The organism is Arthrobacter sp. EPSL27, assembly GCF_001512305.1.
Classification (GTDB): domain Bacteria; phylum Actinomycetota; class Actinomycetes; order Actinomycetales; family Micrococcaceae; genus Arthrobacter.
On sequence record NZ_LNUT01000001.1, the window covers coordinates 222,977 to 246,281 of the forward strand.

Here is a 23,305-nt window from a genome sequence, read left to right on the forward strand (position 1 = left end):
CTCGGCGGGGCGCGACCAAACACATAGTAAGCATCCTTGCTACCTTGTGGTGCCCGTGGTTATGTGTACCTCATGAGCACCCCAGCAGGTCCTGAGGACCGCACCCCCCGATCCCCCGCCGGCACCAACGCCGACAGCCAGAACGCACGGATCCACGACGCCCGGCAGGACACAGCACACACCGACACGGCGCACACGGATACTGTCCGCCCGGACACCGCGCGCACCGATGCCGTCCGTACCGACACGGTCCGCACGGAACCGACGCGCAGCCAGCCGGTGACGGCCGTGCGCCATGAGGAACCGGTGCGTGAGACGGTCGTCGAGGAGGTCCCCACCCGGGAAACCGTAGTGGCCCGGGAGAAGGAGCAGTTCGGCGGCATCAAGGTCGGCTCTGCGTTCTTCGGCTGGCTCGCCGCCACCGGCATGGCCGTGCTGCTGACCGCGCTGGTCGCGGCCGCCGGCACCGCCGTCGGCCTCGCCACCAACACGGACGTCAACGAGGCTGTGAACTCCGCCGATCAGACGGTGGGAATGGCCGGGATCATCGTGCTGCTGGTCATCCTGTTCGTGTCGTACTTCTCCGGCGGTTACGTGGCGGGCCGGATGGCGCGCTTCAACGGAGCCAAACAGGGCTTTATGGTGTGGGTCTGGGCACTCATCGCCGCGGTGGTCGTCGCCATTCTCGGCCTCGTGGCCGGCCAGCAGTACAACATCCTGGCCCAGCTCAACAGCTTCCCGCGCATCCCGGTCAACGAGGGCGAGCTGACCACCACCAGCATCATCGCCGCGGTGGTGGTAGCCGCCGTCGCCCTGGTGGGCGCGGTCCTCGGCGGAACGGCGGGCATGCGCTTCCACCGCAAGGTGGACCGTGCAGGCTTCACCCCGGTGGACACTGTCGAGGAACGCTAGGCGGCTTCATCCAGGTAGTACCAGCGGCGGCTGACACGCCGGAAGCGGCTGGTCTCGTGGTGGACTCCGCGTTCGCCGTTATGCCGGAAGTGGGCTTTGAACTCCACGGTGCCCTCGGTGTCCAGCGGGCCGCCGCGCACGGTGGAAAGGATGTCCAGGCGCCGCCACTGCATGTCCGGGTCCAGTTCCAGTGAGGCCGGCCGGGTGTCCGGGTGCCAGGTGCGCAGCAGGTAGCCGGCGTCCAGCACCACGAAGGCGCTGTACCGGGACCGCATCAGCTGCTCCGCCGTCGGGGCGTCCGCTGCGCCGGAGTGGAATCGGCCGCAGCAGTCCGCGTACTGCTCCCCGGACAGGCAGGGACAGTTGCCGCGGAACGGCGGCTGGTCCGGCCGGGCATCCGGGCCGGGACCGGAAACAGATCGGGGCGTCACAATTGTCCTTTCAGCGGGCCGGGCTTCCCCGGCGGCGTTCTTCCAGACTATAGGCGCAGGGCCCGGCGGGCCGGGGCTCCGGAGCCCCGGCCCGAGGCAACATGCCCCGGCGTGGACACCCGATGGCGGCACGGCGGCGGAAAAAGTCCGTATGGTTAAGGGGTGCTGTTGCCCGCCGCTCGTGGCGGGCGGCGTCGCTGCAAGGCCGGCCAGGAGAGGTGAAATGGAAGATCCGACAACCATTGCCCTCAACCTGACCTTCTTTGGCACCCTCGCAGTGGCGCTGGTCATGTTCTTCGGTCTTTTCCTGGTCTTTGTGGCCACGCTGGTGATCGCCGGCCTCGGCCGGCTCGCCGCCGTGATCATCATGGCCGCGGGGCGTGTGCTGCTGAAGGCCACCGGCCGTTCAGCGCGGCCCGCCCGGCCCGCCCCCGTGGCGGCGACGCCCGCGCCGGCCGTGAAGGCTGCGAAGCCCGGGAAGCCGGCGAAACCCGCCAAAAAGGAGCCGGCGCTGTCCCCGGACTGGGCCGCCGCCGTCGCGCAGGCCGATGCCCGCGCCGCCGCACGGGCCAAGGCGGAGGCGGCCCCCGCCGTCAATGTGTCCGTCCGCGAACTCCCCAGCCCCACCGTTCCCGCGCGGGACGTGACCGCGGTGGCGCCCCTCGTTGAGTCGGCCACGGACCGCAACGGCCAGCTCGGAACAGTCCCGCCCGCCTTCAAAAAGGCCGCGATGCCCGCCGCACAATCCCTGCTGGACACGGGCTCGCTGGTCTCCCTTCCCGGCCGGTTGCCGCTGCCGCAGAAGCCGCACCAGACCCAGCAGCGGCCCGCAGCCCAGGCCCAGGAACGCAAAGCGGGCTGAACCCTTACCCCGGGCAAGCATGTCGGCTACGTTGGAACCCATGGAATTCAGATACCTCGGGAACAGCGGCTTCAAAATTTCGGAAATCACGTTCGGCAACTGGCTGACGCACGGCTCCCAGGTGGAGAACGACGTCGCCACCCAGTGCGTCCGGGCCGCGCTCGACGCCGGGATCAGCACCTTCGATACCGCGGACGTCTACGCCAACACTGCCGCGGAGACCGTCCTCGGCAAGGCCCTCAAGGACGAGCGGCGCGAGTCGCTGGAGATTTTCACGAAGGTCTTCGGCCCCACCGGACCCAAGGGCCACAATGACCTGGGCCTGTCCCGCAAGCACATCATGGAGGCCATCAACGGCTCACTGACCCGGCTCCAGACGGACTATGTGGACCTGTACCAGGCCCACCGCTACGACTACGAGACGCCGCTGGAGGAAACCATGCAGGCGTTCGCCGACATCGTGCGGCAGGGCAAGGCCCTCTACATCGGCGTCAGCGAATGGACCGCTGCCCAGATCCGCGACGGGCACGCCCTCGCCAAGGAACTGGGTTTCCAGCTGATCTCCAACCAGCCGCAGTACTCCATGCTGTGGCGCGTCATCGAAGCCGAAGTGGTGCCGACGTCCGAGGAGCTGGGACTCTCCCAGATTGTGTGGTCGCCCATTGCCCAGGGTGTGCTGAGCGGCAAGTACCACCCCGGCAAGCCTGCCCCGGAGGGCAGCCGGGCCACGGACGCCAAGGGCGGCTCGAAGATGATCGAGCGCTGGATGTCCGATGAGGTCCTTACCGGCGTGCAGAAGCTCAAGCCGATCGCCGACGAGGCCGGGCTCACCATGGCCCAGCTGAGCATTGCCTGGGTGCTGCAGAACCCGAACGTGGCCTCGGCCATCATGGGGGCGTCCCGGCCCGAGCAGATCGAGAAGAACGTGGCGGCCGCCGGCGTGAAGCTGGACGCCGGGATCATGGCGAAGATTGACGACGTGATCGGCCCGCTCGCGGAACGGGACCCGGCCCAGACCAAGTCTCCCGCTTCCCGGGAGGCGTAGGGCATGGCTGCGGCGCCCGCACTCGCCGTCACCGGGTCCACCGGCCATCTGGGCGGCATGGTGGCCCGGCTGCTGGTCGAGGCGGGCAGCCCGCAGCGGCTGCTGGTCCGCGACGCCGGCCGCGCGCCGGAACTGGAGGGCGCCGTCCCGGCGGTCTGCAGCTACGCCGACGCGGTGCTGGCCAAGGGGGCACTGGAGGGGGTGAAGACGCTGTTTATGGTCTCCGCTTCCGAGGCGGAGGACCGCCTGCAGCAGCACTACTCTTTTGTGGACACCGCGATGGCCGCCGGCGTGCAGCACATCGTGTACACGTCCTTCTTCGGGGCCGCGCCCGATGCCACCTTCACCCTGGCCCGGGACCATTACGCCACGGAGGAATGGATCAAGGCCTCCGGCATGGATTACACCTTCCTGCGGAACGACTTCTATCTCGATTTCCTGCCCCTGCTGGCCGGTGCGGACGGCGTCATCCGCGGGCCGGCCGGAGACGGTGTGATGGCGGCCGTCGCCCGGGAGGACATCGCCCGCTCCGCCGTGACCGTGCTGCGGGACCCCGCCCTGCACGTCGGCCGGACGTACAACCTCACCGGCCCCGAGGACCTCTCCCTGGCCACGGCCGCCGCCCTCCTCACCGCCGGGACCGGGCGGACCATCTCCTTCCACAACGAGACCGTTGAAGAGGCCTACGCCTCCCGCGCGTCGTATGGCGCCCCGCCGTGGCAGGTGGACGCCTGGGTGAGCACGTACACCGCGATCGCCGCCGGCGAACTGGCGGGGCCGACGTCGGCCGTGCACGAACTCACGGGCCGCGAACCCCTCAGTCTTGCCGAGTTCCTGGCCGCGTCGCACACCATCTAGCCCGGGCGCACACGATCCAGCCCGGGCACTGCCGGGTCTGGTGTTGACGGTTTCCGGGCCGCGGCGTAGACCTGATTAAAGGTCACACCGGTCCACCACCGGGCTGGTCCTTCAGGAGAATCGCAGTGCCATGCCCAAGCAGATGTCCCGCCACTCCACCATCCTTAAAAGCCCCCGCCACGGCCGGACACCCGCGCCGCACGCCGGGGAACCGAGCCACGGCCCGCTGACGGCGGAGGAACTCCAGCTCGCGGCGCGGAACCACTCCATGCCGCTGGAAGCGCTGCAGAGTGACACCACCCCTGCCGGGCTGCACTACCTGCTGAACCACTTCGACATCCCGTTCATCGACGCCGAGCACTGGCACCTGCGGATCGGCGGCGCCGTGCAGCGGTCCCTGGAACTGAACCTCAAGGCGCTCCGCCGGGCGCCGCGGATCAGCATCCCCGTGACCCTCGAATGCGCCGGCAACGGCCGCTCGCTGCTGCGGCCCCGGCCGCTGAGCCAGCCCTGGCGGCTGGAAGCGGTCGGCACGGCCGTGTGGACGGGGGTCCCGCTCGCCTACCTGCTGGCGCAGGCCGGGGTGGAGGACGACGCCGTCGAGGTGGTCTTCACCGGCGCGGACAGCGGGCTGCAGGGCGGCGTCCGGCAGCAGTTCGCCCGCAGCCTCCCGATCAGTGAGGCGCTGCGGCCGGACATCGTCCTGGCCTACCGGATGAACGGCAATGACCTGCCCCCGCAGCACGGCTACCCGCTGCGGCTGGTGGTCCCCGGCTGGTACGGCATGGCCAGCGTGAAGTGGCTGTCCTCCATCAACGTGCTGACCCGGCCGTTCGACGGTTTCCAGCAGGCGGTGGCCTACCGCTACCAGCGGGACGCGGACGACGCCGGCACTCCGGTCACGTGGATCAAGGTCCGCTCGCTGATGGTCCCGCCGGGCGTGCCGGACTTTTTCACGCGCAGCCGGGTGCTGCCGGCCGGGCCGGTGATGCTGACCGGCCGGGCCTGGTCCGGGGAGGGTGCCGTGGAGCGCGTCGACGTGGGGATCGACGGCCAGTGGACCCCGGCGCACGTGGAGCATCCGGCCGGACCGTTCGCCTGGTGCGCGTGGTCCCTGCCGTGGGTGGCCGACGCCGGCGAGCATGAGCTGGCCTGCCGGGCCACGGACGCCACCGGTTCCGTCCAGCCGCTGGAGCAGGCCTGGAACTACCAGGGCATGGGCAACAACGTGGTGCAGCGGATCAAGGTGACGGTGGAATAGCCCAGCTCAGCACCCCTCGAAGTCCGTGAGCACCCTGACCTTGTCCGCCGACGCCGACGCCGGGTCGAAGGTGTACCCCAGCCATTCCCGGGCGAGACGGCGGGCCAGTTCCAGTCCCACCACCCGCTGGCCCATCGTCAGGACCTGGCAGTCATTGGACAGCACCGACCGTTCCACGCTGAAGGAGTCGTGGGCGGTAGTGGCCCGGATGCCGTCCACTTTGTTGGCCGCAATGGCCACACCGATTCCCGTGCCGCAGAAGAGGATGGCCCGGTCGGCGTGGCCGTCCCGGATCAGTTCCCCGGCCGCGATGCCCACGTACGGGTAGGGCCGGGTGAACTGCTCGGGCGCGTCACTGCGGTTGACGCCGATGTCGATGATCTCGCCCACCCGCGGATCGGAGCGCAGGTCCTCGAGGATGCGGTTTTTGTAGTCGACGCCGGCCTCGTCCGCGCCGAGGACCAGGCGGATGCCGGCGCTCATGCCCGTGCCCCGGCCGGCTGGCGGACGGCGGCCAGGTGCGGGCCCACCACATCGAAAACCATCGCCAGGGACGTGGCTCCCGGATCCGGGGTCCCCAGGCTCTTTTCCGCCAGGGGACGGGCGCGTCCCTTGCGGGGGCGCAGGGCGGCGGTGCCTTCCGCCGCGGCGGCGGCCGCGGCGGCCGCCTCCGCCCACGCCTGCGCGGGCGGTGACCCGGCGGAGGCCAGCAGGCCGAAGGATTCGGCGAACGGAACCAGCGCATCCACCATGGTCTTGTCCCCCACCTCGGCCCCGCCCAGTTCGACGATCCGGGCGGCGAAAGACCGCACCCCGGCCACGAGGTCCTCCGTGCCGGGCGCGTCCTCGTCGCCGAGGGATTCTCCGAGGGCCCGCAGTCCGGCGCCCCAGAGCACGCCGGATGTTCCGCCGGCCCTGTCCGCCCAGGCGTCACCCGCCGCGGCCAGCACGGACCCGGCCCCGGCCCCGCGGGCCAGCGCGTCGGCGGCGGCCGCGTGGGCCGCATCGATTCCCCGGACCATCCCCCGGCCGTGGTCGCCGTCCCCGGCGACGGCGTCTAGGTCGCCCAGCCGCTGCTCGGCGTCGTGCAGGGCGGTGCGTGCGGCCCCCAGGGCGGCGACGCAGCTGTCCGCATAGGCGCGCGAGCCCTGCCCGGCGTCGAAAGTCGCGGCGCCGGCGTCGTCCTTCGGCGCCTGCTCGGCGGCGGTGTCCCCCGCGGGCAGGGCTGCCGTGCCGCGCCGGTAGGCCGGCGTCTCGGCCGGGGCCGTCCAAAGCGGCTCCAGCTCCTCATCCAGCCAGGTGACGGTCAGCGAAACGCCGGCCATGTCCAGGCTGGTGACCAGTTCCCCGACTTCCGGCATGACCAGCGTGTAGCCCGCCTCCCGCAGCAGCGGGGCCACGGCCAGCCACAGGACAAAGAGCTCCTCGTGCTTGGTGGAGCCGAGGCCGTTGAGGAGCACGGCGATCCGGCGGCGGGCGCCCGGCGGCGTCTCCGCGAGCACGCGGGACACCAGTTCCTGGCCCAGTTCCCGGGCCGGGGGCAGTTCGGTGTCGAAAAGCCCGGGTTCGCCGTGGATTCCCAGGCCAAGGCCCATTTTGCGGTCATCGAGGGTGAACAGCGGCGACTCTGCGCCCGGGAAGGTGCAGCCGTGGAAGGCGCTTCCGATGCTTCGGGTCAGCCCGTTCGCCTTCCGGCCGAGCCGGACGACGTCGGCCAGGCCGGCCCCCGCCTCGGCGGCGGCCCCCATGATCTTGAAGACGGTGAAGTCCCCGGCAATGCCGCGGCGTTTGGCGGATTCCGACGGCGGGGCGCTGGCGATGTCGTCCGTCACCAGGACGTTCTCCACGGCGATCCCCTCCGCGGCCAGCCGTTCGCTGGCCATGCCGAAGTTCATGACGTCACCGGCGTAGTTGCCGTAGGCGAAGACGACGCCGGCGCCGTTTTCCGCGGCCTTCGCCACGGAGTAGGCCTGCTGCGCCGAGGGCGAGGTGAAGATGTTACCCACCACGGCGCCGTCGGCCAGCCCTGCACCAATGAGCCCGGCGAAGGCCGGGTAGTGGCCCGAGCCGCCGCCGGCCAGCACGGCAACCTTGGGGCGGGCGGACCGGCGGCGGCGGACGGCCCCGCCCGGCACCTGCCGGACCAGGCCGGAGTGGAGGTCGCAGAACCCGGCGAGGGCTTCCTCGGCGAAGTCGGACGGGTCGTTGAATATTCTGGTCATGGTGGGCTCTCTCGGCTGTGGCGGGCTGCTAGTGGAGGTGGCTTCCGCCGTTGATGTCGATGGTGGTTCCGGTGAGGTACGCGGATCCCTCCGAGGACAGGAAGGCGATGACGGAGGCGATCTCCTCGGTGGTGGCGTTCCGGCCCAGCGGGATGCCGGCGTTGATGGCCGCTTCCTGCTCTTCGGTGCTGCCGACGCGGATGTTGGTGTCCACGGCGCCGGGGGTGATGGCATTGACGGTCACGCCGCTGTCGCCCAGTTCGCGGGCCAAGGCCTTGGTGAAGCCCAGGATTGCGGCCTTGGCGGCGGAGTAGGGGACCTTGCCGAAGACGCCGCCGCCGCGCTGAGCCGAAACGGAGGACATGTTAACGATCCGGCCCCAGCCGCTGGCGATCATGTCCGGGAGGAAGGCCTTGGTGACGAGGTAGGTGCCGGTGGCATTCACTGCCATCACCTTGTTCCACAGATCCAGCGTGGTTTCCAGGAACGGCACCGGCGAAGTGATCCCGGCGATATTGGCCACGGCACCCACCGGAGGAAGGTTGCCGGAGCGGACTTCGGTGGCCACGGCCTGGTAGGCGGCGTTGACGGAGTCCTCGTTCGCGACGTCCACCTCGTGGCCGAAGGCCGGGACGTTGAACTCGTTGCCGATCTCTGCGGCGACCTTGGCGGACTTCTCGCCGTCGAGGTCCAGGATCACCACCGCCCAGCCGTCATTGGCGAAGCGGCGGGCGGTGGTGATGCCGATGCCCCGGTCCGAAGTGGCTCCGGTGAGGACGGCGGTGCGCTGGATGGTGGTGCTCATGATGCTCCTAGGGTGTGCGGGGTGTGACTGTTGGCTGGTCAGATGAGGTCGGTGATGAAACTGGCGGCCTTCGCGGCCGCGGCCGGGCGTTCGTCGTGGGTGACGTCCCGGGTCTCGAGTTCGAGGGAGAAGTGTCCGGTGTAGCCCTGCGCCGCCAGGCCGCGAAGTCCCGCGGCGAAGTCCGCCTGGCCGTTGCCGATGCTGAGGTTGATGTTGCCCGGCACCGCGTCGCGCAGGTGGACGTGCGAGATCCGCCCCTCGTGCCGCCGGAGGTACTCGAGCGGGTCCTCGCCGGCGGCCACGATGTGGCTGAAGTCCATAACAATCCCGACGCCGGACCCTGCCAGCCGCCGGGCGAGCTGTTCGGCCCGCTCAAGGTTCCAGCAGAACCGGAGGAAGTGCAGCGACTCGGTCCAGACCTCGACGCCGAACTCCGCTGCCCGGGCCGCGGCGTGGATCAGTCCGGCAGCGACGGCGTCGAGGTCCTCCTCAACGCTCCGCACCGGATCGTGGTCCAGCGCGCCGCAGGGAAGGACCAAGGCTTTCGCCCCGGTGGCGGCCGTCAGGGTGAGCAGCGCGGTGAGGTGGCGTTCGCGGGCCGCCTCCGCACCGGCGTCGAGCACGGCGTTGAGGTCCCCGATGTCCCCGTTGACCGAGCGCACCCGGAGGCCCGAGGCCGCGACCTGCCCCGCCACAACATCGACGGCGGCCAGGTCCAGCTCGTACGGGACATGGTCGCAGACCCCGGGGAGGGCGCCAAGGTCTATTTCCTCGAAGCCGAGGCCGGCCATGGTGCGGAGCGCCGCGGGCAGGTCCTGGTGCCGGAAGCTGATGGATGAGCAGCCGAGCCGTGGGTTGAACATCGTCGTTGATCCTCTGGTTGCGCCTGATGCGGTAATGATGCAGTGCGGTGGTGATGCGGTGCGGTGGTGATGCACGCCACACTACTCACGTCGACTGTCAACAGTCAACCTTTGAAGTTGACTGTTGACATTGGGCTATGGCGCGGGTCACACTGGCGTATCATTTGTTAACAGTCGACAGTGATGGCGTTGCGGCGCCAGCCACTCTTCGAAAGGGATTCACATGAGCAACGAAGCTCTGAGCATGCGGGGGCCGGTGCATGGCACCAAGGACGCTAAGCGGGTCGCCATCGGCTCCGGCGTCGGCGCAGTGATCGAGACCTACGACTTTATTGGTTTCGGCACAGCTGCCGCCCTGTATTTCGGCACCGCATTCTTCCCCACGGGCGACCCCGTCACGGGCACCCTCGCCGCCTTCGCCACCCTCGGCGTCGGCTTTGCTGCCCGGCCCATCGGCGGCATCATCGGCGGCCACCTGGGTGACAAGCTCGGCCGCAAGCCCGTCCTCGTGGCATCACTGATCCTCATGGGCGTGGCCACCTTCATGATCGGTCTGCTCCCCACCTACAGCCAGGTGGGCCTGCTGGCCCCGGCGCTGCTCGTCTTCGTCCGCATCGTCCAGGGCCTGGCCTTCGGCGCGGAATGGGGCGGCGCCATCCTGATGAGCTACGAGCACGCCCCGTGGAAGGCCAAGGGCAAGTACACCGGCATCGTCCAGGCCGGCTTCCCGGTAGGGCTCCTGCTGGCCAACCTCGTGTTCCTGTTCAGCGTCCAGCTCGGCGGCGAACTTGCCTGGCGCATCCCGTTCCTGGCCAGCATCGTGCTGGTCGTCGTCGGCCTGATCATCCGCTCCAAGGTCCCCGAGTCTCCCGTTTTCGACGAGGTCAAGGACAGCGGCACCATCGTGAAGTCCCCGATCGTCGAGGTCATCAAGACCGACTGGCGGAACATCGTCAAGGGCATCGGCCTCCGCATTGCCGAGACTGCGGGCTACGCCGTCTCCATCACCTACATGATTTCCTACCTCCACACACAGGAACTGGCGGACAAGTCCCAGACCCTGATCGCGCTCTGCATCGCGTCGGCGGTCGGCATTTTTGCCACCATGGCCTGGGCCCGCCTGACGGACCGGGTGGGCCGCCGCCCCCTCTACGTCTGGTCCTGCGCCTTCGCGGCCTTGTTCGGCATCCCCATGTTCCTGCTGGTCAACACCGGACTGTTCGTCCTGATCATCGCCACGCTGGTGATCTCCTACGCCGTATGCCAGAACTCCCTCGCCGGCGCCCAGGGCGCCTGGTTCCCGGAACTGTTCCAGGCCAAGACCCGCGCATCGGGCGCCTCGCTTGCCTACCAGATTTCGGCCATGGTCTCCGGATTCACCCCCTTCATCACCACCCTGCTGTTCGTCAGCTTCGGCTGGATGGGCCCGGCCCTGCTCTTCAGCCTCTACGCCGCAATCGGCCTCTGGGCTGCGATCGCCACCCGGGAAACCTGGGGCAAGCGCGAGCGCCGGCTCGCGGACGAAGCCAGCAAGAACACCGCCGAGTCGGTGAACGTCTGATGGCAGCCACCGACGCACTGCAGACGGCCGGCCGCACCGCCGTCGAAACCTCGGCCGAGCGGAACGAGCGGGTAAGCGCCGCCGCCTACCGGATCCGGCATCACGCCCTGAACATGGGCGAGGTCCAGGGCCAGGGCTATGTGGGCCAGGCCCTGGGCGCGGCGGACATGCTGGCCGCGGTCTACGCAGACCAGCTCCGGTTCCGCGCGGCGGACCCGCACTGGGAAGCCCGTGACCGGTTCCTGCTCTCCACCGGCCACTACGCGATCGGGCACTACGCAGCCCTGGCCGAAGCCGGGATCATCCCGGTCGAGGAACTCGACACCTACGGCTCGGACGATTCCCGGCTGCCGATGTCCGGGATGTCCACCTACACCCCCGGCATGGAAATCTCCGGCGGTTCACTGGGCCACGGGCTGTCCATCGCCGTCGGCATCGCCCTGGGCCTGCGGCATCAGGGCTCCGCGGCGCGGGTCTACAACTTCCTCTCCGACGGCGAACTCGATGAGGGATCCACCTGGGAGGCCGCGATGGGCGCCCACCATCACCAACTGGGAAACCTCACCGCGATGGTGGACATCAACGCCCTGCAGGCTGATGGCAAGACCGACACCGTGCTCCGCACCGAGCCCGTCACCCAGAAGTGGGAGGCCTTTGGCTGGTACGCCCAGCGTGTGGACGGCAACGACGTCGGCGCGCTGCTGGCAGCGTTCGACAACGCCGCCGCCCAGGCCGCCGTCACCGGGAAGCCCTCGGTGATCCTGTGCGACACGAAGGTGGGCCGCGGCGTTCCGCTGCTGGAAGACCGGGAAAAGGCGCACTTCATGCGCATCGAGGAACACGAATGGCAGACCTGCCGCGAGCAGCTCACCGCCGGCTACGAAGGAAAGGCTTCAGCATGAGCACCACCACCGAGGCCCCGGACACTGCGGCGGCCGCGAAGCCGAAACTGAAGACCTCGGCCATGATCGCGTCCTTCGCGGACCCCGGCCAGAAAACCGCGTCCGCCCCGTTCGGGCACGCCCTGGTCAAGGCAGCGCAGGAGAACGACAAGATCGTGGGCCTGACCGCGGACCTGGGCAAATACACCGACATGCACATCTTCGCCCAGGCCTATCCGGAACGGTTTTTCCAGATGGGAATGGCCGAGCAGCTGCTCTTCGGCGCCGCGGCCGGCCTGGCCGAGACGGGGCTGGTGCCGTTCGCGTCCACCTATTCGGTGTTCGCCGCCCGGCGCGCCTACGACTTCCTCTGCCTGGACGCCGCCGAGCCCAACCTCAACGTCAACATCGTGGGCGGGCTCCCCGGCCTGACCACCGGCTACGGACCCAGCCACCAGGCCACCGAGGACATGGCAATCTTCCGAGGCATGCCCAACCTGACCATCGTGGACCCCTGCGACTCGCTCGACATCGAGCAGGCCGTGCCGCAGCTCGCTGCCAGCGCAGGGCCCAGCTACCTGCGCCTGCTGCGCGGCAACGTCCCCACGGTCCTGGACGAATACGACTACACGTTCGAGCTGGGCAAGGCGAAGGTGCTGCGCGGCGGCAACGACGTCGTGTTCATCTCCAGCGGCCTGATGACCATGCGGGCCTTGCAGGCCGCCACGGCCCTCGCGGCCCATCACGTGGACGTCGCCGTCGTGCACACGCCCACCATCAAACCGTTCGACGCCGAGACCGTCCTCGCTGAGATCAACACGGACCGCCTCGCCGTCACCCTGGAGAACCACTCCGTGGTGGGCGGGCTCTTCGAAACCGTTGCCTCCGCCGTCGTGGGTGCTGGCCTCGGCAAGCGGGTGGTCCCGGTCGCGCTGCCCGACGAGTTCCTGGACGCCGGCGCCCTGCCCACCCTCCACGACCGCTACGGACTCACCGTCGACAAAATCGTCGCGAAGGTCCTCGCCGAACTCGGCTAGAGCGCCCAAGGCAGAAGCGCGGCGCAGGCACCGGCCTGCGCCGCGCTTCTGCCGTAAGATCAACAGTTAACACGCCAACGGTTGACAGTAGATTGTCAACCGGAGCCCGCAATATTGAGGACACACGCCATGGCCGGACTGACAGCACCGTTGCTGGGACTCGAAAAGAAGAGTCTCCGTGAGCAGGCCTTGTCCGCGCTGCGCACCGCCATTACCAGCGGCGAACTCGAGCCCGGACGCCATCTGGTGGAGACCGAACTCTCGGACATGCTGCAGATCAGCCGCGGCACCCTGCGTGAGGCCCTGCGCCAGCTGGAGCAGGAAGGCCTCCTCGCCGCCGGTCCGCGCGGCAGGCTCTCGGTGCGCCACCTGGACGCGAAGGAAATCCGGGACATCTTTGCGGTGCGGGCCGCGCTCGAATCGCTCGCGGCCCGGTCGCTCTGCGAGCTCCCCGACCGGGCGCATGTCACCTCCTCGCTGCGCTCCGCGATCGAGGCCATGGCCGCCGCAGCCGAGGGAAGCCTGGAGGGCCGGATCGAATCCGACCTCGAGTTCCACCGGACCCTGTGCCGGCTCACCGGCAACGAGACCCTGCTGCACTCGTGGGAGTCCCTGGAAGGTTCCATCCGCATGTCCATCATGTACGCGGGCGTGGAGCGGGCCGTCAGCAACATGAGTGTCGACAGGCACTACGACATTGTGCGGGCCATCGAGTCCGGGGACGCCACCCTCGCCCGGCAGACCATCCTGGAACACATGGATGGCGCCGCCGCGAACCTGGTGGCCTAGCCCCTTTGGGTTTTCGCGTTCAGTAGTCCACGATCGCGCCGGCGGAGATGTTGACCGTGGCGTCCGTGATGGCACCGGCCTTGTCCGAGGCCACAAAACAGGCAACGTTGCCGACGTCGGCCAGCGTTGCGGTGCGGTTCAGATGGGCTGCCCGGGCGATCTCGACGACGATTTCCTCCCGCCCCTCGGCCTGCCACGGAATGGTTTCAATGATCCCCCCGGACACCAGGGTGACCACGCGGATGCCGCTTTTTCCCAGCTCCAGCGCCCACTGCCGGCGCAGCCCCTCCATGGCATCGAGGGCCACCTTGAACCCGCCAAGCCCGGGCACTGTCTGCGGGCCGGAGCCGCCGAACATCAGCACCACCCCGGAGCGTTGCTTGACCATATGCGCCGCCGCCGCCCGGGTGGTGAGGAAATGGGTGCGCGTGGCCAGGGTGATGGGCTGGGTGAAATCGTTGACATCGATCTCCATGAGCGGCTGCTGGATGTCGCCAAAGGAGATCACATTGAAGGAGATGTCGATCCGCTTCGATTTCTTGGCCACCCGGTCCACGAAGGCGTCTACCTGTTCCTCGTCCAGGGCATCAACGACGGCGGTCTCGGCCCGGCCGCCCTCCTCCTCGATGTCGCGGGCAACCTTTTCCAGCCGCGACTCCGTGCGCCCGGCGAGGTGGACAAAGGCGCCCTCCGCGGCGAAGGCCCTGGCAACGGCGCCGCCGATCGAGCCGCCCGCGCCATAGATCAGCGCCGTCTTGCCCTGCAACAGGCCGTTTCCCGGCACCTCATTGTTCAGCATGGTCGCCTGCCTCCTGCCGTGGAGTGGTGAATTCCCTCAACTATGTTCTTGCCGGGGGTTACTGGCAAGAGGCCTGGTTCGGTTCAGGAGGCATGGATCAGTTCAGGTGGCGAGGGTTCCGCGGACAATGCTCACGCTGGAGTGCGCGGGGTTGCCGTCCACCGGCTCGTCGGACACGTCCACAATCGGGTACTCGGACAGATCCAGTCCGGCCGGGAGCGCGAACGTGCCGGACTCCGAGGTCATAACGCCCAGGCTCACCAGCCGGGACAGATCCGGTGCAATCAGCCAGACCTCCTGGTAACCGCGGGCCTCGTTCTTGTCCACCTGGACCTCCAGTGTGCGCTGCCCGTCCGCGGCTTCCACGACCCGGGCCGAACCGGTGGCGGAGTGCTGGTCCACGGGAGCGAGTGCGGCCTGGGCCAGCGGGGTCACCGCAGGCTGGTTCTGCTGCACGGACCACACCACGCCTGCCGCCAGCAGGACCGTGGCCGCCGCGGCCGCCAGCCACACGCCGGGCCGCCGGATCCAGCCGGCGCCGCCGCTGCGGTCCTGCTTCTTGCGTCCCTCTTTCCAGCGCGCCCCCGCGTCCGGGGCCGGGAGTTCGGCCGGGACCCCGGAGGGCGACGGTGCCGCCGGCCGGAAGGGCGATTCCGGCGGAGGGCCCAGCGGGTCGGCGGCAACGGCGCTGCCCAGCCCCAGGGCACTGTGGATTCCGGCCCAGACGTGCGGCCCGGGCTGTGCCAGGGCAGCGTCCTCCGGTCCGGGCCGCGCCGCCACCACAACCCGGCGCAGGCCCTCAAGTTCCGCTGCGCAGTCGGCACAGGAACGGAGGTGGTCCGCGGCGTCGTCTCCGAGGTCTTCGCCAAGGGCCAGCAAGCTCAAGGACTCCTCGTCAAGATGTTGCACGGTCTACCTCCAATCGGCTTCTGAGCTGGGACAGGCTGCGGCGGATATGGCTTTTGACCGTACCCAGCGGCAAGTCCAGTTTTTGGGAAATCTGCGAATGCGTCAGGTCATCGTAAAAGGCGAGCTTCAGGATGGATCCCTGCGGCTCGCCCAGCTTCTCCAGTTCACCGTCGAGCAGCAGGCGGTCGGCCAGTTCCTCTGCGGTTGCGTGCCCGGCGGATACTTCCGGGGCCGGGGCGAGCTCGACGGCGGCCAGCACCTTCCGGGTTTCCCGCGTCGAAGCCGCCTGGGCGTCCGTGACCACGTTCCGGGTGATCCCGACGATCCACGCCGGGAGCCGCGCCTTGGCCGGGTCGAACGCGGACCGCGAGCGCCACACCCGGATGAACACCTCCTGGGTGACGTCGTCGGCCGCGGAACTGTCGCGCAGCGTGCGCAGGGCGAGCGTGTGCACCAACGGCGAGAACTGCCGGTACGCCTCTGCCAGCGCGGTTTCGTCGCCGGCCGCGAAGGACTCGTTGAGCTGCGCGTCCCACGCGGAGGAGTCCGTGAAAGGTGCCAAGCCCGGCTCCTTCCCGCTGCTGGAGGCGACGATGAGCGCTGCATCCTGCATCATGCAGGCACCGCCGTGACAATGACATTGTCGCCGTAGTCCTGCTGTTCGTCCAGCCATCGGCCGCCGCAGGTCACCAGCTTCAGCTGGGGCGGGCCGTCACGCCGGAAGAGGGACGCGCCGTCGAACGCGTCCTTGGCCATCAGTTCGACGCCGGTCACGCGGAAGGTGGCGGGACCCGCCCCTTCCCGCTGCACCGTCACCAGGGTGCCTGGCGTGAGCGATTTGAGCTGGGAAAAGGGCGCCGAATCGGACGTTGTGTCCACGTGCGCCGCGATCACGGCAGTTCCGGCAGCCGCTCCTGGCGCCGGTCCGAACCGGTACCAGCCGGCCTCCTCAAAGGGTTCCGGGATCTCCATCTGCCCGTCCGGACTGACTCCCACCTCGACAACCGGCATGTTGATGGTGGTCCCCTCCACGGTGAGGTTCCGCGGGGCGGGGTCCCGGGGTGTCGGTGCCAGCGGCGTTGCCGGCCGGACCGGGATAGAGGAGGCCCCGGCCTGGGCCGGCCGTTGCGGGGCCGCCGTGTCCTGCGGGGCGGCAACCTCCGGGCTGGAGGTGACTTGAGGTGCACTGTCCTGGGAGGCGGTGTTCTGGGGAGCGGTGTTTTGGGGGGCCGTGCAGCCTGCGACCAGCAGCGCTGTTGCCAGGGCGGCAGCGAAGCGTGCCGCGGAGCTGCTGGCGGAGCTCCGCGAGCTCGTCCGCGGACCGGCGGACGAGCACACAGGGTTCCGGCCTGCCGGCGCCGTCGTGATCTTCATGCCTGACCTCCTCCTGTGGACCAGCCCAGGGCCCGGCCGCCCGGCGGGATGCCGGGCGGCCGGGCTAGGGGTTATTGCCTAGCGGATGCGGCGGAGTGCCGGCCGCCTGCGGGACGCGGCGATCCCGCCGGCCAGGAGCAGGAGAGCCGCGGCCCCGATGCCCGCTGCGGCGGCCGTCTGGCCGTTGAGGCCGGCCCCGGCGTCAGCGGCGCCGGACCGTGCGCCGGGAACACCGGCGGGTGCGGAGTGCAGGCCCTCAATGTTCTGCACAGCCACCTGCAGGTTGTTGTCCGCGAGGCTGCCCCAGGCGTACACCACGGTGTGCGTGCCCTCGGCGACCGTCACATCGGCCGGGCCGATCACCGGGTCCGTGGTACCTGCGGCGGCAACCGCAACGGACAGGGTGCCGGGATCAAGCGTGAGCGTCTCCTCGTTGGGGTTGGCCAGGCCGGAGATGACGGGCGAACCGCCGGCGAGGACGTCCACGGCCGGAGCCGCAGCCGTGTGGCGCACGGTCAGTTTGCCCTTGCCTGCGTCAATCTGCGAAACGTCGTTGGTGAAGAAGTTGGCGGTCGGCTTGCCCTCTGCGTCGAGGTTGGCCACGGCGGTGTAGTTGCCGCTGGCCGCGAGCGTGACCGTCACCGGTCCGATCACGGGGGCCGAGGCATCTGCGGCGTCGGCGGCTGTAATGGCCAGGTCGTAGCTTCCGGCGGGCAGGGCCAGGGGGCCGGCCAGGGTGCCGGGGGTGAAGTCGTCGAGGGTGCGTTCGCCGTTGACCCAGACATCGACCGTGAGTCCGGGAACGCCATGGAGGACGGACAGTTGGGCGTCTGATTCGGCCGCTTGGGCGGGGCCGGCAAGGGCGAGGGAGGCCGCGATTGCCACGGCGCCTGCGGTGAAAAGGCTGGTACGCATTTACATCTCCTTCAACGGCCCGCCATGCGGGCGATTTTTGCTGACACCCCTACTACCGGCGGGGCATAGCATTTGGATGCAAATGCATGAAGAAAAGTTTTTTGGGTGCAGGCAGCGGGACGTTCGGGCACCCTCTGGGGGCAGCCCGGCCTTCCTGCCCGGTCAGGGTTGGATGGCTTGCGCTGCTGGTCCTAGGTGCGCGGCGGGGTATCCGGGCCCGGCGGGTTGTCCGGGCCCGGCGGGTTGTCCGGGCCCGGCGGGTTGTCCGGGCTGCCCGTGCCCGGCGCGGGCTCCTGCGCACCCTGGCCCGACGCTGCCGGCCCGCCGATCCCGTAGAAACCCGGCCGGCCGGCTTCGCCTTGCGGCGGGCTTCCGGGGAGCACAGGGTAGCCGGGACCCGGCGGTGCCAGGGCGGGACGGGCGGAGAGGTCTCCAGGGTCCTGCGGGCCCATGTCGAGGTGGAACGGCGGGTACTCGTCACGCATCAGTGCCACATAGGCGCTGACCCGATAGATCCAGCGGTTCAAGCCCATCAGGAAGTTGAAGAGGCCCCTCGAGTACACGCCGGTGAACAGCAGGATGACCCCAGCGATGAAGACCAGCAGCCCGAACAGGGACATCCCGGTGCCCACCTGCACCCATTCGTCGTCGTGGTACACCCAGGTCTGGGCGGTGCCGGTCAGCAGCGCGATGATCAGCAGGTGCGGAAAGGCCAGCAGCCAGGATTTCACCAGCACCAGGCCGTGGGAGAGCTTCTCGGGGTAGTCGACGTCGAAGTCGGCCGGGTATTCGGTGCGCTCCAGCGTAAAGGGCGGGTAGCGGTCGGTGCCGAGCGCGGCGTAGCAGTAGAACGCCACCCGCCAGCTCCAGCGCATGACCCCCACGTTGAAGTTGAACAGCGAGCGCGGGTAGTGCCCGGTGAACAGGATGGCAAACCACGCCACGATGGTGACCACGCCGAAGGCGAACCACAGGAAGAAGAGCACGATGAAGTGCGGGATGGCCAGGAACCACTTGACCAGCCACTTCCAGCGGGACAGCTCAGGGTCCAGGTAGCCGCTGAGCCGGGCCGGATACACAACACCCCCGTCCGGCGGTGCTCCCGCCACGGTGCCGGCCGCATAGGGCTGGGCAAGGGAGGTCTGCTGGCCCGGACCGGGCTGGCCTGGATAAGGCTGGGCGGGATACGGCTGGCCAGGTCCAGCCACGCCGCCGGGCCCGGCAGCGCCTGCCGGACCTTGGATGCCGGGGCCCGGCGGTCCGTAGCCCTGCGCCGGATAACCGGGTCCGGCCGGCGGCACGCCCTGCTGCTGCGCCGGGTAACCGGGCCCCGCCGGCGGTCCGCCCTTGCCGCGGCCCAGCCCGGCGGCGCCGAACACGATCAGGGGAACACCAATGACCAGGAACAGGATTCCGCCGACCAGGAGACCAATAAAAACGGGCCACAGGAGATCGGAACGGGCTCCGGCCCGCAGGTCCACGGCCACCGGCGTGGCGGGCTCGGCATTCATGATGACCACGGCCCACGAGCCCGGCCGCAGGTCCCACTGCAGTTCCTGGGTGCCCGGCCCGGTGGCCACGGCGGTCCAGAATGTCTGGTCCGCAGGCGGTGCCGGAGCCGCCGTGCCGGGAATATCCCGGTACTGCGCCCTGAACGGCGCGAATCTGACGTCGACGATCTCGGAGTGGTTGACGCCGGCGAGGTATGCCGACACCTCGGACTGCGGGGCGATCCCGATGAAGATTGCCTGCGCCGGGTCGGCTGCAGAACCTCGGATCAGGATGCTTCCGGGCACCACCACGGGGGCCGTTTCCGGGAAACTGCGTTCCGTCATGATGTCGAGTTGCGGCGAGGTGAGGGCATAGGAATCCGCGGTGAAGCGCTCCACGGGGGTGGTGAAGAATCCGTTGTCGCGCTGCTGGTAGTTTGCCCAGCCCACGGCCCCGGCACCGGCCAGCAGCCCCAGGCCAAGGAGTGCGCTGAGCGTGCCTAAGACGAGCATTACGATCCGGCCTGGTCGCATGAGCGCCGTCCTTTCACATGGTCCCGGTCAGGACCTCCGGTTCAACGTGGCCGCCGGGTCAGCGTCCCAGCGAGGTCAAAAGGCTCTGGGCCCAGCTCTCGGCCTTCTCGATTTCGCCGTCGCGTAGTGGCCCTTCGCTGCCTTTGACGTAGAACGGCATGGGTTCGGCGATGATGTCCGCGCCGCCGGCTTTGAGCGCATGGGATATCTTTTTCGCGGCGTCGCCGTGGATGAACATCCGGACGCGGGTGTCGAACGCCGCTGCGTTCACGCCCCGGAGGGAACCGCTGCCCAGGGACGAAAGCAGCGTGGTGATTTTCGGCGTCGGGCGCCAGCCGTTGATGGGGCTGCCCACCACCAGGAGGTCCCCCGCCGCGAGCGCCTCGGGTTTGAATTCGCCCACGGGCACGGGTGTCGCCTCGAGCCCGTCGAGCGAGCCGGCGATCGCTTCGGCGACGGATTTGGTGTTGCCGTAGGCCGAATCGTAGACAACCACAGCTTTCACGCCGTGATCACCACCTTGAGCGCTTTGGTCTCGGCTGCCCGGGCGAAGGTGTCGTACGCCTCCAGGAACTGGTCGAAGCTGAAGTGGTGGGTGGCGAACTTCTCCGCGGGCACCTTGTTCTGGGCCACGAGCTTGAGCAGCATCGAGGTGGTGTTGGCATTCACCAGGCCCATGCTGATGTTGATGTTCTGGATCCAGAGATTTTCCACATGCAGCTCGACGGGCTTGCCGTGCACACCCACGTTGGCCACGTTGCCGCCGGGGCGCACCACCTCCGTGCACATGCTGAAGGTCGCCGGGATGCCCACCGCCTCGATGGCCACGTCCACGCCCTGCCCGTCGGTCAGCGCCAGCACCTGGTCCTTCCAGTCGGCGTCGCTGGAGAGGACGACGTCGGTGGCCCCGAACTCGCGCGATTTCTCCAGCCGGTTCGCGTCAAGGTCGACGGCGATGATGGTGGCCGCTCCGTAGAGGCCGGCCGTGGCGATCGCGGCGAGACCCACCGGGCCTGCACCCACGACGGCGACTGTGTCACCGGGCTTTACGCGGCCGTACTGCACCCCGATCTCGAAGCCGGTGGGCAGAATGTCGGAGAGCATCACCGCCCGTTCGTCGGGAACGCCCTCGGGGAGCAGATGGAGCGAATTCTCGGCGTACGGCACCCGCACATACTCGGCCTGGGTGCCGTCTATCAGGTGGCCGAAGACCCAGCCGATGCCGGAAGCCCCTTCGTCGCCCATGCAGTGCGAGTAGAGCCCGGTCTTGCAGTTGGCACAGTGGCCGCAGGACTTGATGCAGGAGATGATGACGCGGTCGCCCACTTTCAGGCTGGTCACCGAGGAGCCGACTTCGGTAATGGTCCCGACGCCTTCATGGCCCAGGATCCGCCCCTTCGTCACGGCGGGAACATCCCCCTTGAGGATGTGGAGATCCGTGCCGCAGATGGTGGTGGTGTCCACTTTCACGATCGCGTCGCTGGGGTTTTGGATCTTCGGGTCGGGGACGTCTGTCCAGGATTTCTCTCCGGGACCGCCGTAGACGAGCGCTTTCATGCGTGCTCCTTGACTCTGAGGATGGTGGGCGGGTCTACGATGCGCAGCCGGCAGGGCGTCACGGAGGCGTCGATGCCGGAGGACATGACGGACCGGCGGGCGTGCTCGTGGAGTTCTTCGATGGCGTCCGCTGTCACGCGGGCGTGGGTTAGGTCCACTACGATTTCGTAGCCGGGCAGTTTGGCGGCCACCCGCCGGCACACGACGTAGAGGGCGCGGATGTTGGCGGGCGTGACCACTCCCCTGACGTCCACCCGGGCCTGCTCCGCCAGGGTGTCGATGCGGATGAGCACTTTGATCTTGGGATCACCGTGTGAGGGATGGGCGTAGTAGGCGCTGCTCCGGGTGCCGTGGTGTCGGTGGGTCACAGGGCATCAGAGCTCCCGTTGTGCCCGTGGGCGGCCTGTGGAGTGTACAAATCGCTGTGGACAGTCATGGTGGCTGCGGTCTCCCGCCCTGGGCCCGCAGACGCGGGCCAGCGCAGGATGCCCTTTTCCTTCCCCAAGGTTCGAGCGAGACCGTACATCTGATCAAACAGGCGATTCATCCCCCAATGGCGTGCAGGAACCGCCCCAGAATTTAGCTTGGATGGTGTGCGTTGCCGGGGCAAGGGGCGAAAGTCCCGGGTGGGGCGGCCGGCCGCTGCTCCGGCGCGTCCGGATTGGCGCTGCAGCTGCCGGCCCCTAGCCTGTTTCGTATGCCTGCGACTGATGCCGATCCTGCGAACCACCTCCTGCTCGCCTCAGTGCGGCTGCCCGGCGGGACTGCCCTGTACGACGTGCACGTGGTGGACGGCGTGGTGGCGCGGATCGCGACGGCGGGTGAGGCGGCGGGCACGGCGGCGCCGGGCGCGCAGGTGCTGGACCTTGACGGCCGGTACCTCATTCCGGGTCTGTGGGATGAGCATGTCCACATGACGCAGTGGGCCCTCGCCGCCAACCGGATCGATCTCTCCGGCGCCGGATCGGCGGGCGAGGCGGCCGCCGTCGTACATTCCCAGATGGCGGGGCGCGACGGCGGCGACGGACTGACAGTGGTGGGCGTCGGCTTCCGGGACGCTGTCTGGGCCGATGTTCCCAGCCTGGCGCTGCTCGACGGCGCCACCGGCGGGGTGCCGACGGCGCTGCTGAGCCATGACCTGCACTGCGTCTGGCTCAACAGCGCGGCCGCCTCGCGGTACGGCGTGGCAGTGGATTCCTCCGGGCTGCTGCGCGAGGAACCGGCCTTTGCTCTGACCCGGGAGCTGGGAAAACTTCCGGACGAAGTGGTGGACGAATGGGTGCAGGAGTCCGCGCAAACGGCCGCCGCCCGCGGGATCGTGGGGATTGTCGATTTCGAAATGACATGGAACCGCGACGTGTGGCTGCGCCGCGTGGCTGGCGGCTTCGAGGCCTTCCGTGTGGAGGCAGGGGTCTACCCGCAGGACCTGGACCGCGCCGTTGCGGCCGGCATGCGGACCGGTCAGGAGCTCGACGGCGGGGCGGGGCTGCTGCGGGTGGGGCCGCTCAAGGTGCTGATCGACGGCTCGCTGAACACCCGCACGGCGTATTGCGTGGACCCGTATCCGCATGGCGGCCGCGGCCTGCTCACTGTCAGTGAGGCGGACCTCCTGGAGCTGCTGGTCCGGGCCCGGGAGTCCGGCTTCGTGCCGGCGGTACATGCGATCGGCGACGCCGCCAACGAGGTGGCGCTGGATGCGTTTGCGGAGGCGGGGATCGCCGGCCGGATTGAGCATGCCCAGTTTGTCCGGAGCGAGGACTTCGCCCGTTTTGGCCAGCTGGGCCTGACCGCCAGCGTCCAGCCCGCCCACGCCCTGGACGACCGCGATGCCGCCGATTCCAATTGGGCGGGCCGCACGGACCGGGCGTTCCCGCTGCGGTCGCTGCTGGCGGCCGGGGCGACACTGGCGCTGGGCTCCGATGCGCCCGTGGCGCCGCTGGAGCCGTGGACTGCGATGTCGGCGGCCACCACCCGGTCGCGCCAGGACGGGCGCGGGCCCTGGCACCCGGAGCAGGCCCTCACCCGGCAGGAAGCCTTGACGGCGTCAACGCGCGGGCGGGGCACAGTCCGGGCGGGCGATCCGGCGGACCTCGCCGTGCTCGACGCCGACCCGCTGGCAGTTTCGGACGCACGGTTCGCGGCTATGCCGGTGGCCGCCACGCTGGTGGCGGGGCGGTTTACGTTCCGGGGCGGACTCTAA

General features: G+C 69.1%; 24 protein-coding genes. 10 read left to right on the plus strand and 14 right to left on the minus strand.

The window, feature by feature from the left end:
- Positions 1 to 72: 72 nt before the first annotated feature.
- On the plus strand, positions 73 to 912 hold the full coding sequence (locus AR539_RS00915; RefSeq protein WP_066431434.1) for a TIGR04086 family membrane protein: 840 nt from the start codon (positions 73 to 75) through the stop codon (positions 910 to 912).
- On the opposite strand, the gene AR539_RS00920 is transcribed toward AR539_RS00915, so the two are convergent.
- Positions 909 to 1,343 (minus strand): YchJ family protein, encoded by a 435-nt coding sequence (locus tag AR539_RS00920; RefSeq protein WP_066431436.1) that lies wholly within the window; start codon positions 1,341 to 1,343, stop codon positions 909 to 911. The two genes, AR539_RS00915 and AR539_RS00920, sit on opposite strands and share 4 nt — an antisense overlap.
- A gap of 223 nt (positions 1,344 to 1,566) precedes the next feature.
- Here AR539_RS00920 and AR539_RS00925 point away from each other — a divergent pair, with 223 nt between their 5' ends.
- The 4 genes from AR539_RS00925 to AR539_RS00940 all read left to right on the plus strand — a co-directional run bounded on the left by AR539_RS00925 (position 1,567) and on the right by AR539_RS00940 (position 5,369).
- Positions 1,567 to 2,205 (plus strand): hypothetical protein, encoded by a 639-nt coding sequence (locus tag AR539_RS00925; RefSeq protein WP_066431438.1) that lies wholly within the window; start codon positions 1,567 to 1,569, stop codon positions 2,203 to 2,205.
- Between the two features lie 40 nt (positions 2,206 to 2,245).
- Positions 2,246 to 3,250, plus strand: a complete 1,005-nt coding sequence (locus tag AR539_RS00930; RefSeq protein WP_066431440.1) for an aldo/keto reductase family protein — start codon at positions 2,246 to 2,248, stop codon at positions 3,248 to 3,250.
- Between the two features lie 3 nt (positions 3,251 to 3,253).
- Positions 3,254 to 4,108 (plus strand): SDR family oxidoreductase, encoded by an 855-nt coding sequence (locus AR539_RS00935; RefSeq protein ID WP_066431443.1) that lies wholly within the window; start codon positions 3,254 to 3,256, stop codon positions 4,106 to 4,108.
- Between the two features lie 142 nt (positions 4,109 to 4,250).
- The gene (locus AR539_RS00940; RefSeq protein ID WP_066431631.1) at positions 4,251 to 5,369 is read left to right on the plus strand and encodes a sulfite oxidase; all 1,119 of its coding nucleotides are present in this window, start codon (positions 4,251 to 4,253) and stop codon (positions 5,367 to 5,369) included.
- Between the two features lie 6 nt (positions 5,370 to 5,375).
- Here AR539_RS00940 and AR539_RS00945 read toward each other — a convergent pair whose 3' ends face one another.
- From AR539_RS00945 to AR539_RS00960, 4 genes are read right to left on the minus strand one after another with little or no spacing between them, the layout of a single operon-like run.
- Positions 5,376 to 5,852, minus strand: a complete 477-nt coding sequence (locus AR539_RS00945) for an RpiB/LacA/LacB family sugar-phosphate isomerase (protein ID WP_066431447.1) — start codon at positions 5,850 to 5,852, stop codon at positions 5,376 to 5,378.
- The gene (locus tag AR539_RS00950) at positions 5,849 to 7,591 is read right to left on the minus strand and encodes a dihydroxyacetone kinase family protein (RefSeq protein WP_066431450.1); all 1,743 of its coding nucleotides are present in this window, start codon (positions 7,589 to 7,591) and stop codon (positions 5,849 to 5,851) included. Before AR539_RS00950 ends, AR539_RS00945 begins: the two co-directional genes overlap by 4 nt.
- Positions 7,592 to 7,619: 28 nt before the next feature.
- On the minus strand, positions 7,620 to 8,396 hold the full coding sequence (locus tag AR539_RS00955; protein WP_066431453.1) for an SDR family NAD(P)-dependent oxidoreductase: 777 nt from the start codon (positions 8,394 to 8,396) through the stop codon (positions 7,620 to 7,622).
- A 38-nt stretch (positions 8,397 to 8,434) separates the two neighbouring features.
- Positions 8,435 to 9,259 (minus strand): sugar phosphate isomerase/epimerase family protein, encoded by an 825-nt coding sequence (locus AR539_RS00960; RefSeq protein ID WP_066431454.1) that lies wholly within the window; start codon positions 9,257 to 9,259, stop codon positions 8,435 to 8,437.
- A 223-nt stretch (positions 9,260 to 9,482) separates the two neighbouring features.
- Here AR539_RS00960 and AR539_RS00965 point away from each other — a divergent pair, with 223 nt between their 5' ends.
- The 4 genes from AR539_RS00965 (at position 9,483) to AR539_RS00980 (ending at position 13,527) form a co-directional block, all read left to right on the plus strand.
- On the plus strand, positions 9,483 to 10,820 hold the full coding sequence (locus AR539_RS00965) for an MFS transporter (protein WP_066431455.1): 1,338 nt from the start codon (positions 9,483 to 9,485) through the stop codon (positions 10,818 to 10,820).
- A complete protein-coding gene (locus AR539_RS00970; protein WP_066431465.1) occupies positions 10,820 to 11,722 on the plus strand; it encodes a transketolase in 903 nt (300 codons plus the stop codon). Before AR539_RS00965 ends, AR539_RS00970 begins: the two co-directional genes overlap by 1 nt.
- The gene (locus AR539_RS00975) at positions 11,719 to 12,738 is read left to right on the plus strand and encodes a transketolase family protein (RefSeq protein ID WP_066431467.1); all 1,020 of its coding nucleotides are present in this window, start codon (positions 11,719 to 11,721) and stop codon (positions 12,736 to 12,738) included. Before AR539_RS00970 ends, AR539_RS00975 begins: the two co-directional genes overlap by 4 nt.
- A gap of 129 nt (positions 12,739 to 12,867) precedes the next feature.
- Positions 12,868 to 13,527 (plus strand): GntR family transcriptional regulator, encoded by a 660-nt coding sequence (locus AR539_RS00980; protein WP_066431469.1) that lies wholly within the window; start codon positions 12,868 to 12,870, stop codon positions 13,525 to 13,527.
- Positions 13,528 to 13,546: 19 nt separating this feature from the next.
- Here the strand turns inward: AR539_RS00980 and AR539_RS00985 are convergent, their stop codons facing one another.
- From AR539_RS00985 to AR539_RS01025, 9 genes are all read right to left on the minus strand, one after another.
- Positions 13,547 to 14,326, minus strand: a complete 780-nt coding sequence (locus AR539_RS00985) for an SDR family NAD(P)-dependent oxidoreductase (RefSeq protein WP_066431472.1) — start codon at positions 14,324 to 14,326, stop codon at positions 13,547 to 13,549.
- A 102-nt stretch (positions 14,327 to 14,428) separates the two neighbouring features.
- Positions 14,429 to 15,235, minus strand: a complete 807-nt coding sequence (locus tag AR539_RS00990) for an anti-sigma factor (RefSeq protein WP_066431474.1) — start codon at positions 15,233 to 15,235, stop codon at positions 14,429 to 14,431.
- Entirely contained in the window at positions 15,222 to 15,848 is a 627-nt protein-coding gene (locus AR539_RS00995; protein WP_082699137.1) for a sigma-70 family RNA polymerase sigma factor, read from the minus strand. The genes AR539_RS00990 and AR539_RS00995 overlap by 14 nt, the downstream gene beginning before the upstream one ends.
- The gene (locus AR539_RS01000; RefSeq protein ID WP_066431475.1) at positions 15,848 to 16,609 is read right to left on the minus strand and encodes a class F sortase; all 762 of its coding nucleotides are present in this window, start codon (positions 16,607 to 16,609) and stop codon (positions 15,848 to 15,850) included. Before AR539_RS01000 ends, AR539_RS00995 begins: the two co-directional genes overlap by 1 nt.
- A 78-nt stretch (positions 16,610 to 16,687) precedes the next feature.
- The gene (locus tag AR539_RS01005; protein WP_066431476.1) at positions 16,688 to 17,524 is read right to left on the minus strand and encodes a DUF4397 domain-containing protein; all 837 of its coding nucleotides are present in this window, start codon (positions 17,522 to 17,524) and stop codon (positions 16,688 to 16,690) included.
- Between the two features lie 191 nt (positions 17,525 to 17,715).
- The gene (locus AR539_RS01010) at positions 17,716 to 19,527 is read right to left on the minus strand and encodes a DUF4389 domain-containing protein (protein ID WP_231728443.1); all 1,812 of its coding nucleotides are present in this window, start codon (positions 19,525 to 19,527) and stop codon (positions 17,716 to 17,718) included.
- Between the two features lie 79 nt (positions 19,528 to 19,606).
- On the minus strand, positions 19,607 to 20,053 hold the full coding sequence (locus AR539_RS01015) for a flavodoxin family protein (protein WP_066431478.1): 447 nt from the start codon (positions 20,051 to 20,053) through the stop codon (positions 19,607 to 19,609).
- Positions 20,050 to 21,105: a zinc-dependent alcohol dehydrogenase family protein gene (locus AR539_RS01020; RefSeq protein WP_066431481.1), complete on the minus strand. Its 1,056-nt coding sequence runs from the start codon at positions 21,103 to 21,105 to the stop codon at positions 20,050 to 20,052. The genes AR539_RS01015 and AR539_RS01020 overlap by 4 nt, the downstream gene beginning before the upstream one ends.
- Positions 21,102 to 21,473 (minus strand): hypothetical protein, encoded by a 372-nt coding sequence (locus tag AR539_RS01025; RefSeq protein WP_066431485.1) that lies wholly within the window; start codon positions 21,471 to 21,473, stop codon positions 21,102 to 21,104. Before AR539_RS01025 ends, AR539_RS01020 begins: the two co-directional genes overlap by 4 nt.
- Positions 21,474 to 21,802: 329 nt before the next feature.
- On the opposite strand from AR539_RS01025, the gene AR539_RS01030 reads away from it, so the two are divergent.
- On the plus strand, positions 21,803 to 23,305 hold the full coding sequence (locus AR539_RS01030) for an amidohydrolase (RefSeq protein WP_066431492.1): 1,503 nt from the start codon (positions 21,803 to 21,805) through the stop codon (positions 23,303 to 23,305).